The organism is Tannerella forsythia (assembly GCF_003860135.1).
GTDB classification, from domain to species: domain Bacteria; phylum Bacteroidota; class Bacteroidia; order Bacteroidales; family Tannerellaceae; genus Tannerella; species Tannerella forsythia_A.
The window spans coordinates 1-18,569 of record NZ_RQYN01000029.1; the positions used below are offsets into that span (position 1 = coordinate 1).

Genomic DNA, 18,569 nt, shown 5'->3' on the forward strand with positions numbered 1-18,569 from the left:
ACGAAAATGGTTCATCGGACTATGGGATTTCCCCATAAATCTAAACCAAAAAGTTCCTATCGCGTAATCTGGGTTCAAAGGGGGCAAGCATGGTAAACGCCGAACAGTGTATCGTGTAATTTGGGTTTATTCAGCACCATTTCCCCTTTCATTTTTCCGAAAAAATGATACCTTTGCCCCGACTTTCCGGAACGAATATACCAACTTTCCACATCTTCCGGTCACAAGGTCAACTAAATCAAGCAAACATTTTTTTGAAAACTGCTCCCTGTGGGACGAAGGTCCTGCAGGGAGGATAAAGAACGTATAATGACGATGAAAAAAAGAATGTTTGTAATATGCGTGGGATGGGTAACGGCCATCGCCGCCTGCGCACAAAAGGTGGCCGTGAAAAGCAATGTGCTTTACGATTTGACGACGACGATCAACGTCGGCCTCGAATATGCCCTTTCCGACCGGTGGACGGTGGAGATCAGCGGCAATTACAACCCGTGGACGTTCACTCAAACCATCAAAAACGGAGACGGAACAGTGCTGGAACGATACGACGGAATGTTGCGCCATTGGATGGTACAGCCCGAAATGAGGCGCTGGCTGCGCCGCACGTTCGACGGCCATTTCGTCGGGCTGCACGTACTGGCAGGACAATATAACTGCGGCGGATTGGGAATCTTGCCGAGCGGATGGGCTGACGGACGACAAGGAACCGACGGCGTGCAACACAAGCGCTTCGAGGGTTGGATGGCCGGCACGGGGGCAACATACGGCTATCTTCTGAAACTGAAGGGACGGCTCCGGATCGAATTTTCGATCGGAGCAGGCTACCTCTACCTTGACTACGACAAATATTCACCCCGCGAAAGCAAGCCGAGAGAAGACAGTCGTTATGCACATTATTTCGGACTGACAAAGGTCGGTGTCTCGGCCGTCTTCCTGCTCAAATAATCTCCGCACCGAAGCCATACGACACCCCGCTTGGGTTTTAGCAATTAAAATCATACCTTTGCACCGCGAACAAAAAAAGAGAACGTAAAGCGCATGATCAAAGCATTGCAGCAATTGGGCGAGTATGTCTTGCTGATGAACAAAGTGTTCACCATCCCGACACGATGGAGCATGTTCTTCAAGCAATTGATGCGTGAAATCTATAAGCTCGGCGTCGATTCGATCTGGATCGTCGTCATTATCTCCGTCTTTATCGGGACGGTTATCGCCATACAGATTTCACTAAACATCACCTCGCCGCTTATTCCTAAATTCACCATCGGATATACGACGCGTGAAATCATCCTGCTCGAATTTTCATCGTCGATCATGTGTCTGATTCTGGCGGGTAAGGTCGGCAGTAACATCGCCTCCGAAATCGGGACCATGCGGGTAACCGAACAAATCGATGCCATGGAAATTATGGGGATCAATTCGGCCAATTTCCTGATCATGCCGAAAATCGCGGGGATGATGCTCTTTATCCCCGTACTCGTGATATTCAGTATGACGACCGGCATCTTCGGCGGTATGTTCGCCAGCTATATCGTAGAAGGAATGACCCCTTCTTCGTTCGAATTCGGATTGCAATACTTCTTCAACCCGTTCTACATCACGTATTCGGTGATCAAGTCGGTCGTCTATGCCTTCATCATCTCTTCGGTCGCCTCCTTCTTCGGCTACAACCTGAAAGGCGGCTCGCTCGAAGTAGGCAAAGCCAGTACGAATGCCATTGTCATCAGCAGTATCCTGATTCTGCTGGCCGACGTGATCTTAACCCAAATCATGCTGACCTGATGATCGAAATCAAGAACCTGACGAAAGCCTTCGACGGACGTGCTGTGCTCAACGACATCAACGCCGTCTTCGAAACAGGCAAAACCAATCTGATCATCGGACGAAGCGGATCGGGGAAAACCGTCATGCTTAAAAGTATCATCGGACTGATTCGTCCCGACGCGGGCGAAGTATGCTACGACGGACGGAATATCGTAAAAATGAGCAAAGCGGAACTAAACTTGCTGCGCCGCGAAACGGGCGTACTCTTTCAAGGCTCGGCGCTGTTCGACAGTATGACGGTACTCGAAAACGTGATGTTCCCGCTCGATATGTTCTCGAAAGAAACAGCCCGCGAACGTGAAAAACGCGCCATGTTCTGCCTCGAACGCGTGAATCTTTCCGAGGCCCACGACCTCTACCCTTCCGAAATCAGCGGGGGAATGATGAAACGCGCGGCCATCGCCCGTGCCATCGCGCTGCAACCTCAATACCTGCTCTGCGACGAACCGAACTCCGGACTCGACCCGAAAACGTCGTTAGTCATCGACAATCTGATTCACAGCATCACGAAAGAATACAACATGACGACGATCATCAATACGCACGACATGAATTCGGTCATGAATATGGGTGAGAACATCATCTTTATCAAGGAAGGAGTAAAAGAGTGGCAGGGTACCAAAGAACAAGTTGTTTCGTCGAACAATAAAGCACTGAACGATTTCATCTTCGCTTCCGACCTGCTTCGCAAAGCCAGCGAACTGGAAGAACAACAATTGCGCGAAGGATAGTCTTCGGCACCTCGCCCCGCAAACCTCAAAAAATTTCGCATCTACCCGAAAACAACCATTAACCATTCTGTCCCGGCTCGTTGACGATTGACAAAGATGCCGTCGCGCAGACATACAAGTGCCGGGACGGGCTACGTTCCACGCAGGAAATCCTTTCTCCTACATGGGGAAATGATTCGCCCCGGATCGGAAACGTTTCGTTCCGCGTGGGAGGAACTTCCTCCGAAATCGAAAGGTTGTTCAGTCGAATAGATTCAATTCGTACCCCCGTCGCACGTTATCGCTCGGGCAGGATTTCGATCCAATACCCGTCAGGGTCTTCGATAAAATAGAGCCCCATTTCTTCATTCTCGAAACATACGCATCCCATTTCCTTGTGATAACGCCGTACCTCGTCGTAATCGCCGGGAACACGCATGCAGAGATGATACTCACACTCTCCCAAGTCGTAAGGTTCCACACGGTCGCGCAACCATGTGAGCTCAAGCAGAAAGCCGGTCTGTTCGTCGGTCAGATAAACCAGAATGAACGAACCGTCGGCCGCCACTTTCCGACGTTTTTCCTTTAATCCCAACGCCTTCTCATAAAATACCAGACTGCGCTCCAAATCCAGCACATTGAAATTGTAATGATCGAATTTACTTTTGATAACCATCCTGTTTCGATTTAAAAAGTGATACTTTCTCCTGTTCTTGTCCATCCGGCAAAATGACATCCCGCCTTTTCGGCATACGATCGGAAAGCGTTTGCCGTCTCGTACGATTCTCCGAAATGCATCGGCGCAAACCAATCGGTGCGAATCGCATCGACAAACTGTTCCGCCCCGCGCATATAGTTCGTTCCCAACCTTGCATCGACGGGAAACATCGCCAGATCGAGATGCTTCGTCACATTCGTCAAGGTTTTGAGCTCGCGCAGATAAAGTCGTTCGCTGGCCATCGCTTCTTCTTCGGTCGATTCCTCGTCCCAATGCCAGTTGTTGAGGTCGCCCGCGTGAAAAATCATTTTTCCTTCCGTCTCAATCAGAAACGAGACACCGACATCCGTCGAGCCGAAAGCCCTGACACGAACAAGTTCATCCTCCCACGCCTCTCCCTTGATTAAAAAGGAGGCGTCGTCTGCCGAAGCGAGTTTCTTTTTCAAGATGTCTTTTGAAAACACATAGCGGATGTCGGGGTACTTCTCCTTCCATGTCAATATCTCCGGATTAAAATGATCGGGATGCCAATGCGTGCAAAGCACATATACTCGCCCCGAAAAATCCGACAACGCACGTTCTACGGCCTTGTTTTCCGAATCCTTCCAGTAATCGATAATCAGTATACTTCGCTCGGCCTGTACCAGATATCCACTGTGAAAGATATATGTCAGTTTCATTCGTTTTCGTTCTTTTTTCTTGCAAAGATACATTTTTTTCATCATCGATTTATCTGTGTCAAGGCAACCGTATCACCATAGAGTCATCTTTTCGATACGTAAGCCATCGATGTTTCTACGAGTGGGTTGCAGCTACATGTAGTCGTTGTAAATATAAGCTCTGAGAGATTAGATTGGTCATCGTCCTGAGTATTTATTTCTGTGGAAGAAACGATTATACCACAATATTAGTTGAACTTTCTCGGGTCTCCCCCAAAGTAGATGCACCGGCTATTTTTAACATAAAGATATGATTTCCCTCCTCATAAATAGGGATTTTTTGCATCAAAATAGTTATTAGTAGGGATTGTGAACAGCGTTCTTACCCTCTAACTTTGCAACCTAAAAAAGACGTATAGATATGGATAAGAGAATCAAACTGACAGGATACATCGGAATTGTGGCGAGCCTACTGATGTTCGCCGGCGATATGTTGCTTTACTTTACGACGGAAAATTTCACCGGTAGGCACAACGAGTTGCTGCTATCGATGGGCAATGTCTCTTTCGGGCGATTGGTGGCAGGCGGTTTGCTCGGTCCTCTGTCTGCCGTGCTCTACATTGTGGGATTGTATCACCTCTATCTCCGCACCCAAGAACCCTACCGGCGTTCTGCACGGGTGATGTTTGCTATCTTTATCGTAGGCTATATGGTCGATGGGGCGTATCACGCCTTTTTCCCTGCCTTCGGCATTGTCGCAGCACAGGGGCATCCCGAATTTATAGAGCCGCTTGCAAAATATGTCGGCTATCTGGGTATGCTATTATTCGGATTCCTGGCGGTGGGTTGGACGATGTTCACCGTCATCACACTGCGTCGCCGCAACGATTATCCCTTGTGGATACTTCTCTTCAACCCGCTACTGACCGCATGGCTCAACTTCGTATGGGTGCAGCTGCCGGCACCTTTCCAAGTGCTGATTGCCGGAGGCTGGTACAACCTTATTCACACGCTATTTTTTGCCGCATCGCTATTATCATTAAAGAAATCAATTAAATAATATAAATATATGGAACTCTCTTTTTTTACAACATTCGAAATCGGTTGGCTGAATGGATGGATACCGTCATTCGCCATGTTGCTGGTGCAAATTCTTTTTATGCTGCTCTTTCCTCAAGGAGGCAAACGTGCGGTCGACACGTCGTGGTACACACCTCAAGACCGTCGGTACGCAGTTCTGAGTTCGGTAGCTCAGGCAGCAGTGCTGATAGTATCTGTTTTTGCGCCGTTTAAGTTCGGTACCCCATGGTTTGCTGTCGGTACGGCTGTTTACCTGATTGCATTTGCCCTGTTCGTATGGTCTTTCTTTTCGTATAAGGCAGGTAAGGCGGGCGAAACGATTCAGGGAGGCATTTACCGTTACTCACGCAACCCGATGTACTTCTTCTTCATGCTCGGCATGCTGGGCGTATGCATCGCCACGGCTTCGCTGTGGTTGTTCATTGTCATGGTACCGTTTGCTGTTTTTACGCATGGCATTATCCTCGGAGAGGAGCGTTATTGCGAAGCCACTTACGGCGAAGGATACCGCAAATACAAAGCCAATACACCACGATATTTTTTAATTGTATAAGGCAGTACAGGTGTTGGGTATTGGGTATTAGGTTTTGGGTTGTTAGGGGCGAACCCACGTGTTTGCCCGATAATATGAAATGTCCGCCCCGATAAAATGCAATAAATATGATAATAATCGGAAATGACGAATGTTGCAATGTGGCTGTAGAGACGCAATTACTTTTGCGTTTAAGCGAGAGCAGAGCCGAATTTATTCGAGCTATGCCGAGCAAGAGCAAAATGTTAGAATAAAATTGCGTCTCTACGGTGGTGGCAAAATGCTAAAACCTAACACCCAATACCCAAAACCCCAAAATAAGAAATCAATCAATAAAAATAATAAGTATTATGAGCATTACGAATTTTATCAACAGCGAAACAGGCACCATCGTACAGGGTGTAAATGGCATACGCCTGTGCCGGGAGTCGTGGATGACCGAAAGAGCCATGAGGCGGGCAGCACGTTGCAAAACGGGCACGCAGCCCATAAAGGATGTGCTACAAGAAAGTGAATGTGTTACTGATAAAGACATAGCTCTGCGTATATGAAACATAAAATATTTTTTACTCTGGGTGTTTTACAGGTCTGTTTCTGTATAGTATTGCCCTCTTGGGCACAAACGGCACGCATTACCGGCGTGGTGATCGACGCCGAAAACAAAGAACCGCTTATCGGTGCCAGCATCTATATCGAGCAGTTGAAACGCGGTGAAGTTACCGGGCAGAATGGTACGTTTGTCCTCGACAAATTGGCTGCCGGCACATACACTACTGTTATTTCGTATATGGGCTACCATTCACATACAGAGACAGTCGTCCTTCGTGAGGGAGAAAGCCGAAAGCTGGTCGTTCGCCTCAAAGAAGAAGCTCAGTCGTTGGGAGAGGTTACCGTTACCGCCAAGGGCGAAGCCCGCAAGCTACGTGAGCAGGCTATGCCGATAGCCGTTATTTCCATGAGCCAGTTGCAGGGCACGGTCAACAGTGTTTCCGATATATTAGCCAAGACGGTGGGCGTTACCCTGCGTTCGTCCGGAGGAGTAGGGGGTGCGTCGCGTATTTCGGTACGCGGACTCGAAGGTAAACGCATCGGTTTCTTCCTCGATGGAACACCGATGAGCGACAACACCGACTTTATCGACATCAACGATATTCCGATTGATATGATAGACCGTATCGAGATATACAAAGGCGTTGTACCGGCTAAGTTTGGAGGGTCGGCTATGGGCGGTGCTGTCAATATCATCATCAGAGAATACCCCGACCGTTATGCCGACATAAGTCATTCGTTCGAGTCGTTCAATACGCACAAAACGCAGTTAGTTGCCAAGCGAAACCTAAAAGAGAAAGGACTGGTGTTCGGGATGGGCGGCGGACACACCTATTCCGACAACAACTACGTGATGGAGTCACCTTACGTAAAAGGGCTGAAGATAAAACGCAACCACGACCGTTTCCAAAAGTGGGTTGTAGGTGGCTCTGTCAGAGCACGCAAATGGTGGTTCGACGAGGTCGAAATCGAACCCATTTTCATAAAGACCGACCGCCAGATACAAGGCATAGAGACCGATATACGCAGTGCTACCATTAGCTCACACGTTTTGGGACTTGCCACGAATATAGAGAAAAAAAACTTCCTTGTCGAGGGATTGGATTTCGAAATGTCCACAAGTGTTGCCTATTCGATATATAATCTGATAGACACTGCAAAAGTCTGGTACGATTGGCAAGGCAATAGCTATCCCACGACTTCGCCCTACGGAGGCGAGTTGGGCACCCGCTACGCTTCCAATTCGGACGACCGGAAGATGGTGCTGCTGCACAAACTGAACTTCGAGTATCTGCTACACAAGCAGCATTCGCTCAACTTCAACTCATTCTTCACCATTGCCAACGGATATCCCAAAGACGAACTGCGTACCCAAAGCATCGGCAAGCAGATAGTTTTCGACTCACGGATGCGTAGTTGGGTAAGCGGGCTGACCTATGACCTCCGTTCCAGCGACGATAAGTTCCTCAATTCACTTACGGGACGATACTATCTCTATACGATGGATACCCGTCAAGCCGATTTGTACGGCTACAACATCCGTCCGATACATACCGTTAAGAGCAGTTTCGGAATAAACAATGCCTTGCGGTACCGCTTCCTCCCCGATTTGATGGGCAAATTCTCAGCCGGATACGATGTGCGGCTCCCCTCCGAAACCGAATTGTTAGGCGACGGATTCTTTGTTTCGCCTGCCGAAAACCTGTCGCCCGAACGCAACACAAGTGTAAACATCGGATTACTTTACGACCTGGCGGGCAAGAAACGCAGCAACCTGCAGGTAGAGGTAAACGCCTTTTATATGTATCTGCAAGATATGATACGCTTTACACGCAGTTTTCTGGGAGCACAATATCAGAATTTCGGCGAGATGCGTACACTGGGTGTCGAAGCCGAAGTAAAAGCCGATATATTGCCCTGTCTCTACGGATATGTCAATGCCACGTATCAGGACCTGAGAGACGCCCGCCGGTTCGAAGAAAACAGCACCGTACCCAATCCCACCAAAGGCAAGCGGATGCCCAACATTCCCTATCTGTTAGCCAATGCCGGACTGGAGTTTCATAAAGAAAACCTCTTTGGCGGACGCGGGCAAAATACCCGCATCTTTGCCGATTGCTCCTTTATCGAAGAGTATCTGTACGATTTCGAGATGACGAGCAACCAGCGGCGCATCCCTCGCAGTACGACCATCGATTTCGGTTTCGAGCACAGCTTCCTCAACAGCCGACTGTTCGTCTCCGGTAAAATCAAAAACCTGACCGACGCCCGCGTGCTGTCGGAGTTCAACCGTCCGCTGCCCGGACGCAGCTTCGGCGTGAAACTCAGGTATATTTTCAAATAAATAACCCACTAAACAACATATTTAATAACATTTATAAATAATAAAACGTATGAATAAAAAAATGATTTTGGCAGCTTGCGTGGCTGCATGTGTGATGACCGGTTGTGAAAAAGAAAACAACAACCAGTCCGTTGCCGACGGCGGTATGGGTAATATCCTTATTGAAACAACCGTAAAAAACCCGGATGGCATGAGCGGCTCGTCCTACCTCCAGTTGATATCCGATTTTTCGGGCAACATAGATAATTCCAAAGCGATACAGTTGAATTATGCCGACCCCATTGTGATTGTCGGAAAAGATGTATTCTCCTTCCCTTCTTTCGGCAAAGACGGTTCGCAGCAACTCCGGAAATACACGTACGATGCTGCTGACAAAAAACTGAAAGGTCCCCAAAGCATGGACGTTACGCCCGGTTCGGGAGCATACAATTTGGTAGGTGTCAGCGAAGAGAAAGCCTATATGCCGCTCTACAATTTGGGAACGGTGTGGATCATCAACCCCAAAACCATGCAGAAGACAGGCGAAATCGATTTGAAGCCTTACGCTCACGGCGATGCCAGTCCCGAACCTGCTATGGGACTTATCTACAATGGGAAGTATTACCTGGCATTAGACCAGATAGGCGGAAATTTCCAACCCTACGACGAATATCAGCAGGCGGATGTCGTGATTATCGACGTCAAAACCGATAAGGTGCTGAAAGTGGCTTCCGAGAAAGCAACGGGACTTACTTTTCCTACCCGTCCGTTTTTGAAAGATATGATTTTTACCGACGAAAAAAACGACCTTTACATCGCCTGCACCGGCTACTTCGGATTCGTGCCGGGCAAAACGAAAAACGGATTTGTATGTCTCTCTACCACGACCGACGAGTTTGATACTTCCAAATCGTGGGACATCTCGCAGACGGTGATCGAAGGAACAGCGGAAAACTACAAACCCGCTTCCGTCTATAACTGCAAATACCTCGGAGGCGGCAAATTGGCAGCCTATGTGTGTATACAGGAGCTGAACACCTCCAACCCTCACACTTCGCGTAATGCCATGGCGGTAATGATCGATCTAAAGGCTAAGACCGTCAAAAAAGTGGAGGGTATACCCTTGACCGATGGACATAGTATATTTATAGAAAGCTATAAAAATCAAATCGTATGGGGAGCTTACGGTGAACACAAAGTCGGCTTCTTTACTACTCAGTTGGATGGCAGTAATGCAAAGCTCGTACTCGGCACCATCGGCAATCCTACTTTTATGCATTCGTTTGAATAAAAGGTATTAGGTTTTGGGTATTGGGTTTTAAACAAAGCAACCCAACACCTAAAACCCAAATAAATTTGAAATTTATGAACGAAAAAATAGAAAACAAACTGACCGAAATACCCGAAACGATGCTTATCACGCTTTGGGCAAAGGCAACCGAAACAGGCCGTCACGATGGTCTGCTGCACGACGAGAAAGCGGTCGAAATACTCCGTCGGATCGATTACGATTTCACCAAGTTCCGCAAAGCCAAATTCTCGCAGGTGGGCTGCTGCATACGCGCCGGCCTTATCGACCGCGAAGCGCAAGACTTTCTCAGCCGTCACCCCGATGCCGTAGTTGTACAACTCGGAGCCGGCATCGATGCCCGCTACGAACGTCTTAACTATCCCGCCGTAACCCACTGGTACGACCTCGATCTGCCCGAAGCCATCGACCTGCGACGAAAGTTCCTCCCCGAAACGGAACGGAATACATTCATCGCCTCCTCGCTCTTCGATGAGGAGTGGATGGAGCAGGTACAGTCGCACCGTAAGCCTGTGCTGATACTTATCGAAGGCGTGCTGATGTATTTCGAACCCGAACAGGTACGTGCCTTTTTCGACAAAGTTTGCAGTCGCTTCGACGAAGCGACCATCGTCTTCGACATGCTTGTTTTCGCAGCCGTAGGGCACTCACGTCAACACGATTCGCTCCGCAGCATGAGCGACAAGGTGGAATTCAAATGGTCGCTGCTCCATACAAAGGAGATGGAGACGTGGAACGGCCGGATCCGTCTCGAAAGAGAACATTATCTGAGCAATTACGCACACGGGCGTTACCCTTTCATTGCCCGAATGCTCTACAAAATACCCTATTTCTTCCGCCGCTTCAATCAGCGAGTGGTCGTATTGCATATCGGTAACCCTCAAAATTAACAAGTCATGCAAAAGAACGCCTACAGCAAAAGAGTGAACCGCTACGACGACGTACTGACCGGACGCCGCTGGTGGTCGCATATTTATATGAAGTACCTCTGGCGGACGGACGACAATGCCATTGCCCGCGAGGTGCTGGCGATGATTCCGGACGATTTTCGGGGGAAAATACTGGATGTACCCATCGGTACGGCTGTCTTCACTGCCGAGAAGTTCAGCAGATTGACCGATACCGAAGTCGTCGGGCTGGACTATTCCGATGAGATGCTTGCCATTGCCGGCAAACGTGCGGCGACGATGCAGCTCCGCAACCTCCGCCTCGAACAGGGCGACGTGGGCAAGCTGCCTTACCCCGACGAGAGCTTCGACTGTGTACTGTCGATGAGCGGTTTCCAAGCCTTCCCCGACAAACCGAAAGCATTTGCCGAAACCTTCCGCGTGCTGAAACAGGGCGGGCTTTTCTGCGGATGTTTTTACGTTACGGGGCAGCGTCCGTGTGCCGACCGTTTTGTACGTCACGTACTCGACCGCAAAGGGTTGTTCGTACCGCCCCACCTCACCCGCAACGAAGCCGAAGACCTGCTTCGCTCGCTTTATGGCGACAACGTAACCGTACGTAACGAACGCTCAATACTGATTTTCAAAGCAATAAAACCGTAGCGTCACTTGCGGAGAAAGGCAATGACCGCTAAGAACGCAAAGAAGATATACACATACATCTTAAATATAAAATTAAGGACAAGAAAATAATATGGACACAATGATGATACAACAAAATAAAAATGAGAAAACGCTCAAACAGACATTGCCCGCTATTTATGCAGGAATTGTGGCGGCTATCTGTTGGATTGCAGGCGATATGTTGATTGTTGGTTTTACGCCATCACCCGATAAATACCCGCTTTTTTCCGAAACCTATGCTTCGCGGGTGAATGTCGATTTGGCTACACTGATGCTTTCGGGCTCCACTTCGCGTTTGATGTGGGGTGCCTTATTGGCAGTTTTTTCCGTGCCGTTGTATATTTATTCGGCAATGGTTATTTCGCAAATCATCCACCGAAAATTTACGATGCTTGTCTTCGTTCCACTGTTTTTGGGGATGTCGTATTCACCGTTGGCACATGCCGGATTCTTCTATGTAGGCGAAATATACAAAACTATCCTGAATACCGATGTATCTGCCCATGAGCAACTGCTGCAAACCGCCGACGGTTTTGTAAAAATATTGGAAATAGTATGGATTACGTCGCTTGTTGTCATGGGCTTGGGGTGGTTGATATTCGGCATACTGGTGGCGAAAGGCAAAACATGGCTTAAGCCCGCCGCTTTCTGGCTCAACCCCATTGTATTTCTTATCGGAATATTATTGCTTACCATCCTGTTGCCTTCTCCGCTTAAAGATTGGGTAGGTTGTGCCGCCTTCAATGAGGCGTATTTTCTGTTTTTTGTTACACTGCTCGTAGCTGTGCTGAAAGCGATAAAGCATAGTTCGCAGAAATAATAACTTTGTAAAAATCTTTAGTGACCCTTGCAATGAGAAGGATGAAACAGGTGTTAAGTATCGGGCATGTAAGGACGAATACACAGGTTCGCCCGATAAAACTTACCTTGCGTTCTTGGCGTATTCTTTGCGTTCTTGGCGGTTCAATGCCTTTTACCGCAAAGGTCGCAAAGAGTTTCGCAAAGGTTGCAAAGATAGAGACGCAATTACTTTTGCGAGTAAGCACAAGCAGAGCCGAACTTGTTCGGGCTATGCCGAGCGTAAGTAAAATGTTAGAATAAAATTGCGTCTCAACGGTATGGTGGTGGCAAAATGTTACAACCCAACACCCAAACAGGCAGAATATAAATTTAAACAATCAATAATATGAACACATTAAAAAAATTTCAGACCTATATGGGCGAGCGACGTATATTGTTTCCGTTGGCGCTCATTGCTTCGGGGCTTAGCGGCTTGCTGTCGCTCTTGCCCTTTGTGTTTATCTGGCTGATTGTTCGCACGCTGCTCGGCAGTGGCGGGCTGGCAGCCGATACGCCTGTATTCGCCTACGCATGGTGGGCTTTCGGTACGGCTTTGGGAAGTATCCTGATTTATTTTGTCGCCATTATGATGTCGCATCTGGCAGCTTTCAGGGTCGAAACCAATATGCGTCGCATGGCGATGGGCAAGGTGGTCGATATGCCTCTCGGCGTTTTCAGTAAGGAGACAGGCGGGCGGATGCGTAAGATTATCGACGACGACGCCTCGAACACACACTCCTTCCTTGCCCATATCCTGCCCGATGTGGCAGGCAGCATCGTGGCACCGCTGTCGGTCATTGTGCTGCTCTTCGTCTTCGATTGGCGTTTGGGCATTGCCTGTATGATACCGCTTATCATCGCCTTTGTAACTATGGGCTATATGATGGATCCCCGACGGAACAGCTTCCAGAGGCAGTATCTCGACGCACAGGAGCGGATGAGTGCCGAAGCGGTCGAATATGTGCGGGGTATCCCGGTGGTAAAGGTCTTTCAGCAGACGGTATTTTCGTTCAAACGTTTCTACGACAGCATCATCACCTATCGCGATTTGGTAACCAAATACACGCTCGGCTGGCAGAAGCCCTATTCCTTTTATACGGTTGTCGTCAATGGGTTTGCCTATTTTCTTGTGCCGGCAGCCATCCTGTTGGCAGGTCGTTCGGGCAATTACGCCACCGTCATTACGGATATGTTCTTTTATATCCTCATCACACCGGTTATTTCGTCCAATATTATGAAGATTATGCACTTGAATCAGAATATGTTTTTAGCCGGCGAAGCCATCACGCGTTTGGAGAACCTCGTAGCCGAGCCACCGCTTGCGGAGGTATCCGAACCGCAGTCGCCAAAGGCATTCGATATTGAGTTCGACAAGGTCGTATTCCGTTACGACGGAGCAGACCGCAATGCTGTAGACGGTGTCAGCTTCACCGTTCCCCAAGGGCAGACTTACGCATTGGTGGGACAGTCGGGCGGCGGCAAGACCACCATTGCACGGCTCATTCCCCGCTTCTGGGACGTAGCGCAGGGCAGCGTGCGGATAGGCGGTATCGATGTGCGTAACATCGGCAAGCAGGAGCTGATGCGTAACGTGTCGTTTGTCTTTCAGAATACGAAACTCTTTAAGACCACGCTTCGCGAAAACATCACCTATGGTGTACCCGGCGCCACACAGGAAGCCATCGACCGTGCCGTCGACCTGTCGCAGAGTCGTGAGATAATCGACCGCCTGCCCGACGGGTTAGATACGAAAATCGGAACCGAAGGCACCTACCTCTCCGGCGGCGAACAGCAACGTATCGCACTGGCACGTGCCATCCTCAAGGACGCTCCGATTGTGGTGCTCGACGAGGCAACCGCCTTTGCCGACCCCGAAAACGAACACCTCATACAGCAAGCCCTCCGCCGGCTGATGAAGGGAAAAACGTCGCTGATGATAGCTCACCGCCTTACTAGCGTGCAGGATGCCGACCGTATCCTCGTCGTTGCCGACGGCAGGATAGCCGAACAGGGCACACACAACGAACTGCTCGCCCTCGGAGGCATATACAAAGAGCAGTGGAACGAATATCAAAAATCGGTAACATGGACGGTGTAGAGATTAGGTGTTAGGTTTTGGGTATTGGGGTTTAGGCAAAAACAACCCAACACCTAAAACAAATAATTATCAAGAAAAAAAATAATATGATGAAATCATTTGCAGAAGCTCTTTGGAGCAACAACAGAAGTGAGAAGATACCCGAAGCATACGATTACTTCGGAGGTTTAACAGGCGAATGGGATATTGAATGGAACGACCATCTGGAAGATACCATACCCAGACGTGTAAAAGGCGAATGGATATTTTCGCGGGTATTGGAGGGGACAGCCGTTCAGGATTTGTTTATCGTACCCTCGCGTGCGGAACGGTTGAAAAATCCGCAGGCTGATGCCGAATACGGCACCACGTTGCGTATCTACAATCCCAAGACGATGGCATGGGATATTTTTTACGGATGTACGGGCAGTGCCTTTCGTCTGACAGCGGTAAAATCGCGCGAAGAGGTCGTACTGACCGAAAACAGCGAAGGGAAGATGCGCTATATCTTTTCGGATATAACCGCCAATACCTTCAGATGGCGAAAGGAATATGCAGACGCCGAAGGTCGTTGGACGGTTGTAGCAATAGTAACAGCCGTAAGGAAGAAATGTTAATGGAGGTGTTGGGTACGTAGGGGCGAACCCACGTGTTCGCCCGGTAATATGAAATGCCCGCCCCGATAAAATAGAATAAATATGATAATAATGGAAAACTACTTACACTACGTGGGAAATTGCTCCCCCTATGTGGGAAATTGTCTCCCCTATGTGGGAAATTGTTTCCCCTACGTGGGAAATTGTTCCCCCCACGTGGGAAATTGTCTCCCCCACATGGGAAATTGTTCCCCCTACGTGGGAAATTGTCTCCCCTACGTGGGAAATTGCTCCCCCTATGTGGGAAATTGTTCCCCCCACGTGGGAAATTGTTCCCCCCAACACCCAACACCTAAAACCCAACACCTAAAACCTGAAAAGACAGATGAAAATACGTAAAATATATGCCTGCTGGGTTTATGTGAGCGATATGGAGCAATCCGTTCGTTTTTATCAAGACATAGGCTTTACCGTCAAATTCGTTGAGGACGACGGTGTCTGGGTGGAATTCGATTTGGGCGAAACATCGTTTGCCCTTCTGCAACGACCGGCGGAGAAAGGTAAGGTGCAGCCCCGAAAGACACGAATTATGTTTGAGGTAGCGCATATCGAAAAGATGCAGGAACATTTGATTTCTCTCGGAGTCAGGCTGATTGGAGGTATTAGGGAAGAGCCTTACGGCAAACTGCTGACCTTCGAAGACCCCGACGGACATTGGCTGGAATTTTTCGAAAACAACCCAAAACCCCAAACCCAACACCTAACACCCAAGACCCAAAACCCAAAACCCAAATAATAACTAATAAAAACATATCATACAATGCTTAATTATTTTCAGAACCGTTTTGCCCTTTCGGAAAAAGGGGCGCGCTCGCTGGCAGGAGGAATTGTTTTTTCTGCCCTGTTGAATATTGCCATGATGTTTCCGGCAGTATTTGTGTTTATGTTTCTGACGGAATATCTCCGTCCTGTATTCGACCCTCATAGCACCGTTACCAACGGTTTCTGGTACTATGCAGCGGTAGCCGTCGCCTTTCTGACGGTCGCTTTCGTCATTGCCCTTTGGCAATATACCAATACCTTTTCCAACATCTATACCGAGAGTGCCAACCGCCGTATCGCACTTGCCGAGAAGCTTCGCAAGTTGCCGTTGGCATTCTTCGGCGAGAAGAACCTTTCCGACCTGACGTCGAATATCATGGACGACAATAATATTATGGAGCAACTTTTTTCGCACACCATGCCCCAGCTCTTTGCCTCCGCCTTCACCACCTTGCTTATCGGTGTGGGGCTCTTTTTCTACCAGTGGCAACTGGCTCTGGCATTGCTTTGGGTGGTTCCGGTGGCTCTGCTCCTGATATTGCTGTCGAAGAAGCTGCTCGACCGGCTCAACGTCGACTATCATCACACCAAACTCGATGTAGCCGAACAGGTTCAGGCAGGACTCGAATGCGTGCAGGAAATCAAAGCCTACAACGGCGAAGAGGCATACCTCGAAAGCCTCGACCGAAGCCTGAACCGTTACGAAAAAAGCCTCACCAAAGGCGAATTTGTCGGAAATCTTCTGATTAACGGAGCCAATGCGATACTCAAGCTCGGTATGGCAACGGTCGTCATCGTCGGCGCCTACCTCTTGTCCGTCGGCACGGTCGATGTGTTTACCTACCTCATCTTCCTGATGATATCGGCAAGTATCTACAACCCCATCAGCGAGATATTCAACAGCGTTGCAGGGCTCACTGTTCTCGACGTACGCATCAACCGCATGAAGGAGATGGAAGAAATGCCCATACAGCAGGGCAGGACGGAATATCAACCGAACAACTACGACATCACTTTCGAAAAGGTCGATTTTGCTTACGAGGAAGGCAAACAGGTGTTGCAGGGCGTCTCGTTCACGGCACGTCAGGGAGAGGTAACGGCGCTGGTAGGTCCTTCGGGCGGAGGCAAGAGCACTTCGGCAAAACTTGCCGCCCGCTTCTGGGACATCAACGGCGGACGCATCACCCTTGGCGGTGAAGACATCTCGCAGATTGACCCCGAAGCCCTGCTCCGCAACTATGCCGTAGTCTTTCAGGATGTGCTGCTCTTCAATGCCAGCGTGGCGGATAATATACGTGTCGGCAAGCAGGACGCCACCGACGAAGAAGTCCGCCGCGTTGCCCGTCTGGCACAGTGCGACGAGTTCGTCAGCCGTCTGTCGCAGGGATACGATACGCTTATCGGCGAAAACGGAGCGTCGCTCTCAGGCGGTGAGCGTCAACGTATCTCCATTGCCCGCGCCCTGCTCAAAGACGCTCCCATCGTACTGCTCGACGAAGCCACCGCCAGCCTCGACGTCGAGAACGAAACGAAAATACAAGCCGGTATCTCGGAGCTGATAAAGAACAAAACCGTGCTCATCATCGCTCACCGCATGCGTACCGTAGCCAATGCCCACAAAGTGGTCGTGCTCAAAGAGGGACACGTAGCCGAGCAGGGGCATCCCGCCGAGCTGATGAAACAGGGCGGCGAGTTCGCCCGTATGGTAGAAAGACAAAAGAAGAATTAAAAAGCAAAAATTAAAATAAAATGAAAAACTGTATAATATTGATTTCTTTATTATTTATTTCCTGTTCAATAAATAAAAAAGTAATAGAAGGAGAAATTCCTATTTTAAAAAATAGGATGAGAGCAAGCCATATAATATATGGAGTTGATGATTTGCCGAAAGCCGTAAAAGAATGGCAAGAAAAAGGCTTCTATGTAGAATATGGGCAAGATACAAAAGATGTCAATGCTTTGATATATTTTAGTGAAGGACCATTTATAGAATTAATTAATGCAAAATATATTTCAACTTTTCAGAAAAAGATATTCTCTCTCTTAGGTTGGAAACCCCTAATAGACAGAATGTCTAATGTAGAAATAGTCAATAAAAATATAGGTAGCTTTTGTATAGAAAAAGATGCGGGAAATCTTGATGAACAAATTAAATGGTTAGAAGCAAAATATAATGAGAAAGGATTTTATTGGAAAAAAGTAAAACGAAACGACATTAAAGGGAACAAACTGAGATGGAAGCTGTTCTTTCCTAACAACTTGGGATTGCCTTTTTTAATGTCTTACTATGAAAATGTGGAACCGAAACCTAAAAATTTTGTACACCCGAATGGTGTAATAGGAATAAAAAAACTAACATTGGTTACGGATAAACATTCAATCGAAATCTTAAAAGAATTGGTAAATGATAATCGTATCATCTATCAGATTGGAAATCGTCAGGCGGAAGTAGTTGATATAGAGTTTGAATATGATGAATGATAGCTTAAAAAATGAGACTAAGAACAAGACCGTACTCATCATCGCTCACCGCATGCATACCGTAGCCAATGCCCACAAAGTGGTCGTGCTCAAAGAGGGGTGCGTAGCCGAGCAGGGACATCCCGCAGAGCTAATGAAACAGGGCGGCGAGTTCGCCCGTATGGTAGAGAGGCAAAGCAAAGCGGGGTAAAAAGAGGGGGCAATAGCTCCCTCTTTGATTATAGAAAATTTTGTAACTTTGCAATCTAAAGGTTTGATGTTTTATTGATCAATGTGTTTGTAAAATTTAAATCAGGAAACACCACCCTCCAAGAAATGAATTAAAAACAAAAAATAATTACCTTTGCAGTTATGAATATAAGCGAAAAGAATAGATACAAGGTTGTTTTCAAAAAAGCGTTGGATAAGTTTACAGACAAACTTGAAAAATACGTTTCCACCGAAAACGGCGATTGGCGACAGTGTAACACTGTACCTT

General features: G+C 48.1%; 19 protein-coding genes. 17 read left to right on the forward strand and 2 right to left on the reverse strand.

All coding sequences use genetic code 11. The features are described 5' to 3' along the window. The first annotated feature begins 327 nt into the window (after positions 1-327). The 3 genes from EII41_RS08265 to EII41_RS08275 all read left to right on the forward strand — a co-directional run bounded on the left by EII41_RS08265 (position 328) and on the right by EII41_RS08275 (position 2,555). Positions 328-945, forward strand: a complete 618-nt coding sequence (locus EII41_RS08265; protein WP_124790203.1) for a DUF3575 domain-containing protein — start codon at positions 328-330, stop codon at positions 943-945. Positions 946-1,038: 93 nt separating this feature from the next. Next, on the forward strand, positions 1,039-1,782 hold the full coding sequence (locus EII41_RS08270; protein ID WP_124752263.1) for an MlaE family ABC transporter permease: 744 nt from the start codon (positions 1,039-1,041) through the stop codon (positions 1,780-1,782). Continuing rightward, positions 1,782-2,555, forward strand: a complete 774-nt coding sequence (locus tag EII41_RS08275) for an ABC transporter ATP-binding protein (protein ID WP_124752264.1) — start codon at positions 1,782-1,784, stop codon at positions 2,553-2,555. Before EII41_RS08270 ends, EII41_RS08275 begins: the two co-directional genes overlap by 1 nt. Before the next feature lie 277 nt (positions 2,556-2,832). Here EII41_RS08275 and EII41_RS08280 read toward each other — a convergent pair whose 3' ends face one another. Together EII41_RS08280 and EII41_RS08285 are read right to left on the reverse strand one after the other, a co-directional pair. After that, positions 2,833-3,210, reverse strand: a complete 378-nt coding sequence (locus EII41_RS08280) for a VOC family protein (RefSeq protein WP_124790204.1) — start codon at positions 3,208-3,210, stop codon at positions 2,833-2,835. An 11-nt stretch (positions 3,211-3,221) separates the two neighbouring features. After that, on the reverse strand, positions 3,222-3,932 hold the full coding sequence (locus tag EII41_RS08285; protein ID WP_124752266.1) for an MBL fold metallo-hydrolase: 711 nt from the start codon (positions 3,930-3,932) through the stop codon (positions 3,222-3,224). A 400-nt stretch (positions 3,933-4,332) separates the two neighbouring features. Here EII41_RS08285 and EII41_RS08290 point away from each other — a divergent pair, with 400 nt between their 5' ends. From EII41_RS08290 to EII41_RS08355, 14 genes are all read left to right on the forward strand, one after another. Continuing rightward, complete coding sequence (locus EII41_RS08290) at positions 4,333-4,971, forward strand: DUF6796 family protein (protein ID WP_124790205.1); 639 nt, start codon at positions 4,333-4,335, stop codon at positions 4,969-4,971. A 9-nt stretch (positions 4,972-4,980) separates the two neighbouring features. Further along, complete coding sequence (locus tag EII41_RS08295) at positions 4,981-5,544, forward strand: methyltransferase family protein (RefSeq protein ID WP_124790206.1); 564 nt, start codon at positions 4,981-4,983, stop codon at positions 5,542-5,544. 329 nt (positions 5,545-5,873) lie between these two features. Then, positions 5,874-6,074: a hypothetical protein gene (locus EII41_RS08300; RefSeq protein WP_124790207.1), complete on the forward strand. Its 201-nt coding sequence runs from the start codon at positions 5,874-5,876 to the stop codon at positions 6,072-6,074. Then, positions 6,071-8,416 (forward strand): TonB-dependent receptor, encoded by a 2,346-nt coding sequence (locus EII41_RS08305; RefSeq protein ID WP_124790208.1) that lies wholly within the window; start codon positions 6,071-6,073, stop codon positions 8,414-8,416. Before EII41_RS08300 ends, EII41_RS08305 begins: the two co-directional genes overlap by 4 nt. Positions 8,417-8,465: 49 nt before the next feature. Then, entirely contained in the window at positions 8,466-9,686 is a 1,221-nt protein-coding gene (locus tag EII41_RS08310; RefSeq protein ID WP_124790209.1) for a hypothetical protein, read from the forward strand. 74 nt (positions 9,687-9,760) lie between these two features. Then, positions 9,761-10,594 carry a class I SAM-dependent methyltransferase gene (locus EII41_RS08315; protein WP_124790210.1) on the forward strand — a complete coding sequence of 278 codons (834 nt, stop codon included), beginning with the start codon at positions 9,761-9,763 and terminating at the stop codon, positions 10,592-10,594. Positions 10,595-10,600: 6 nt separating this feature from the next. Then, positions 10,601-11,254 carry a class I SAM-dependent methyltransferase gene (locus tag EII41_RS08320; protein ID WP_124790211.1) on the forward strand — a complete coding sequence of 218 codons (654 nt, stop codon included), beginning with the start codon at positions 10,601-10,603 and terminating at the stop codon, positions 11,252-11,254. A gap of 100 nt (positions 11,255-11,354) precedes the next feature. Beyond that, positions 11,355-12,095, forward strand: a complete 741-nt coding sequence (locus tag EII41_RS08325) for a DUF6796 family protein (RefSeq protein WP_124790212.1) — start codon at positions 11,355-11,357, stop codon at positions 12,093-12,095. A 366-nt stretch (positions 12,096-12,461) separates the two neighbouring features. Beyond that, positions 12,462-14,213 carry an ABC transporter ATP-binding protein gene (locus EII41_RS08330; RefSeq protein WP_124790213.1) on the forward strand — a complete coding sequence of 584 codons (1,752 nt, stop codon included), beginning with the start codon at positions 12,462-12,464 and terminating at the stop codon, positions 14,211-14,213. Between the two features lie 89 nt (positions 14,214-14,302). After that, positions 14,303-14,809 (forward strand): hypothetical protein, encoded by a 507-nt coding sequence (locus EII41_RS08335; RefSeq protein ID WP_124790227.1) that lies wholly within the window; start codon positions 14,303-14,305, stop codon positions 14,807-14,809. Positions 14,810-15,173: 364 nt separating this feature from the next. Next, positions 15,174-15,584, forward strand: coding sequence for a VOC family protein (locus EII41_RS08340; protein ID WP_124790214.1), 411 nt, complete (start codon positions 15,174-15,176; stop codon positions 15,582-15,584). Between the two features lie 24 nt (positions 15,585-15,608). Next, entirely contained in the window at positions 15,609-17,339 is a 1,731-nt protein-coding gene (locus EII41_RS08345; protein WP_124790215.1) for an ABC transporter ATP-binding protein, read from the forward strand. 20 nt (positions 17,340-17,359) lie between these two features. Next, complete coding sequence (locus EII41_RS08350; protein ID WP_124790216.1) at positions 17,360-18,091, forward strand: VOC family protein; 732 nt, start codon at positions 17,360-17,362, stop codon at positions 18,089-18,091. Next, positions 18,081-18,281, forward strand: coding sequence for a hypothetical protein (locus EII41_RS08355; protein WP_124790217.1), 201 nt, complete (start codon positions 18,081-18,083; stop codon positions 18,279-18,281). The genes EII41_RS08350 and EII41_RS08355 overlap by 11 nt, the downstream gene beginning before the upstream one ends. The last annotated feature ends 288 nt before the right edge of the window (positions 18,282-18,569 follow it).

What these genes read in the sequence shown, in the direction of transcription:
- EII41_RS08265 (WP_124790203.1), top strand. Translation starts at nt 328, where the DNA reads ATGTTTGTAATATGCGTGGGATGGGTAACGGCCATCGCCGCCTGCGCA.
- EII41_RS08270 (WP_124752263.1), top strand. Translation starts at nt 1,039, where the DNA reads ATGATCAAAGCATTGCAGCAATTGGGCGAGTATGTCTTGCTGATGAAC.
- EII41_RS08275 (WP_124752264.1), top strand. Translation starts at nt 1,782, where the DNA reads ATGATCGAAATCAAGAACCTGACGAAAGCCTTCGACGGACGTGCTGTG.
- EII41_RS08280 (WP_124790204.1), bottom strand. Translation starts at nt 3,210, where the DNA reads ATGGTTATCAAAAGTAAATTCGATCATTACAATTTCAATGTGCTGGAT.
- EII41_RS08285 (WP_124752266.1), bottom strand. Translation starts at nt 3,932, where the DNA reads ATGAAACTGACATATATCTTTCACAGTGGATATCTGGTACAGGCCGAG.
- EII41_RS08290 (WP_124790205.1), top strand. Translation starts at nt 4,333, where the DNA reads ATGGATAAGAGAATCAAACTGACAGGATACATCGGAATTGTGGCGAGC.
- EII41_RS08295 (WP_124790206.1), top strand. Translation starts at nt 4,981, where the DNA reads ATGGAACTCTCTTTTTTTACAACATTCGAAATCGGTTGGCTGAATGGA.
- EII41_RS08300 (WP_124790207.1), top strand. Translation starts at nt 5,874, where the DNA reads ATGAGCATTACGAATTTTATCAACAGCGAAACAGGCACCATCGTACAG.
- EII41_RS08305 (WP_124790208.1), top strand. Translation starts at nt 6,071, where the DNA reads ATGAAACATAAAATATTTTTTACTCTGGGTGTTTTACAGGTCTGTTTC.
- EII41_RS08310 (WP_124790209.1), top strand. Translation starts at nt 8,466, where the DNA reads ATGAATAAAAAAATGATTTTGGCAGCTTGCGTGGCTGCATGTGTGATG.
- EII41_RS08315 (WP_124790210.1), top strand. Translation starts at nt 9,761, where the DNA reads ATGAACGAAAAAATAGAAAACAAACTGACCGAAATACCCGAAACGATG.
- EII41_RS08320 (WP_124790211.1), top strand. Translation starts at nt 10,601, where the DNA reads ATGCAAAAGAACGCCTACAGCAAAAGAGTGAACCGCTACGACGACGTA.
- EII41_RS08325 (WP_124790212.1), top strand. Translation starts at nt 11,355, where the DNA reads ATGATGATACAACAAAATAAAAATGAGAAAACGCTCAAACAGACATTG.
- EII41_RS08330 (WP_124790213.1), top strand. Translation starts at nt 12,462, where the DNA reads ATGAACACATTAAAAAAATTTCAGACCTATATGGGCGAGCGACGTATA.
- EII41_RS08335 (WP_124790227.1), top strand. Translation starts at nt 14,303, where the DNA reads ATGAAATCATTTGCAGAAGCTCTTTGGAGCAACAACAGAAGTGAGAAG.
- EII41_RS08340 (WP_124790214.1), top strand. Translation starts at nt 15,174, where the DNA reads ATGAAAATACGTAAAATATATGCCTGCTGGGTTTATGTGAGCGATATG.
- EII41_RS08345 (WP_124790215.1), top strand. Translation starts at nt 15,609, where the DNA reads ATGCTTAATTATTTTCAGAACCGTTTTGCCCTTTCGGAAAAAGGGGCG.
- EII41_RS08350 (WP_124790216.1), top strand. Translation starts at nt 17,360, where the DNA reads ATGAAAAACTGTATAATATTGATTTCTTTATTATTTATTTCCTGTTCA.
- EII41_RS08355 (WP_124790217.1), top strand. Translation starts at nt 18,081, where the DNA reads ATGATGAATGATAGCTTAAAAAATGAGACTAAGAACAAGACCGTACTC.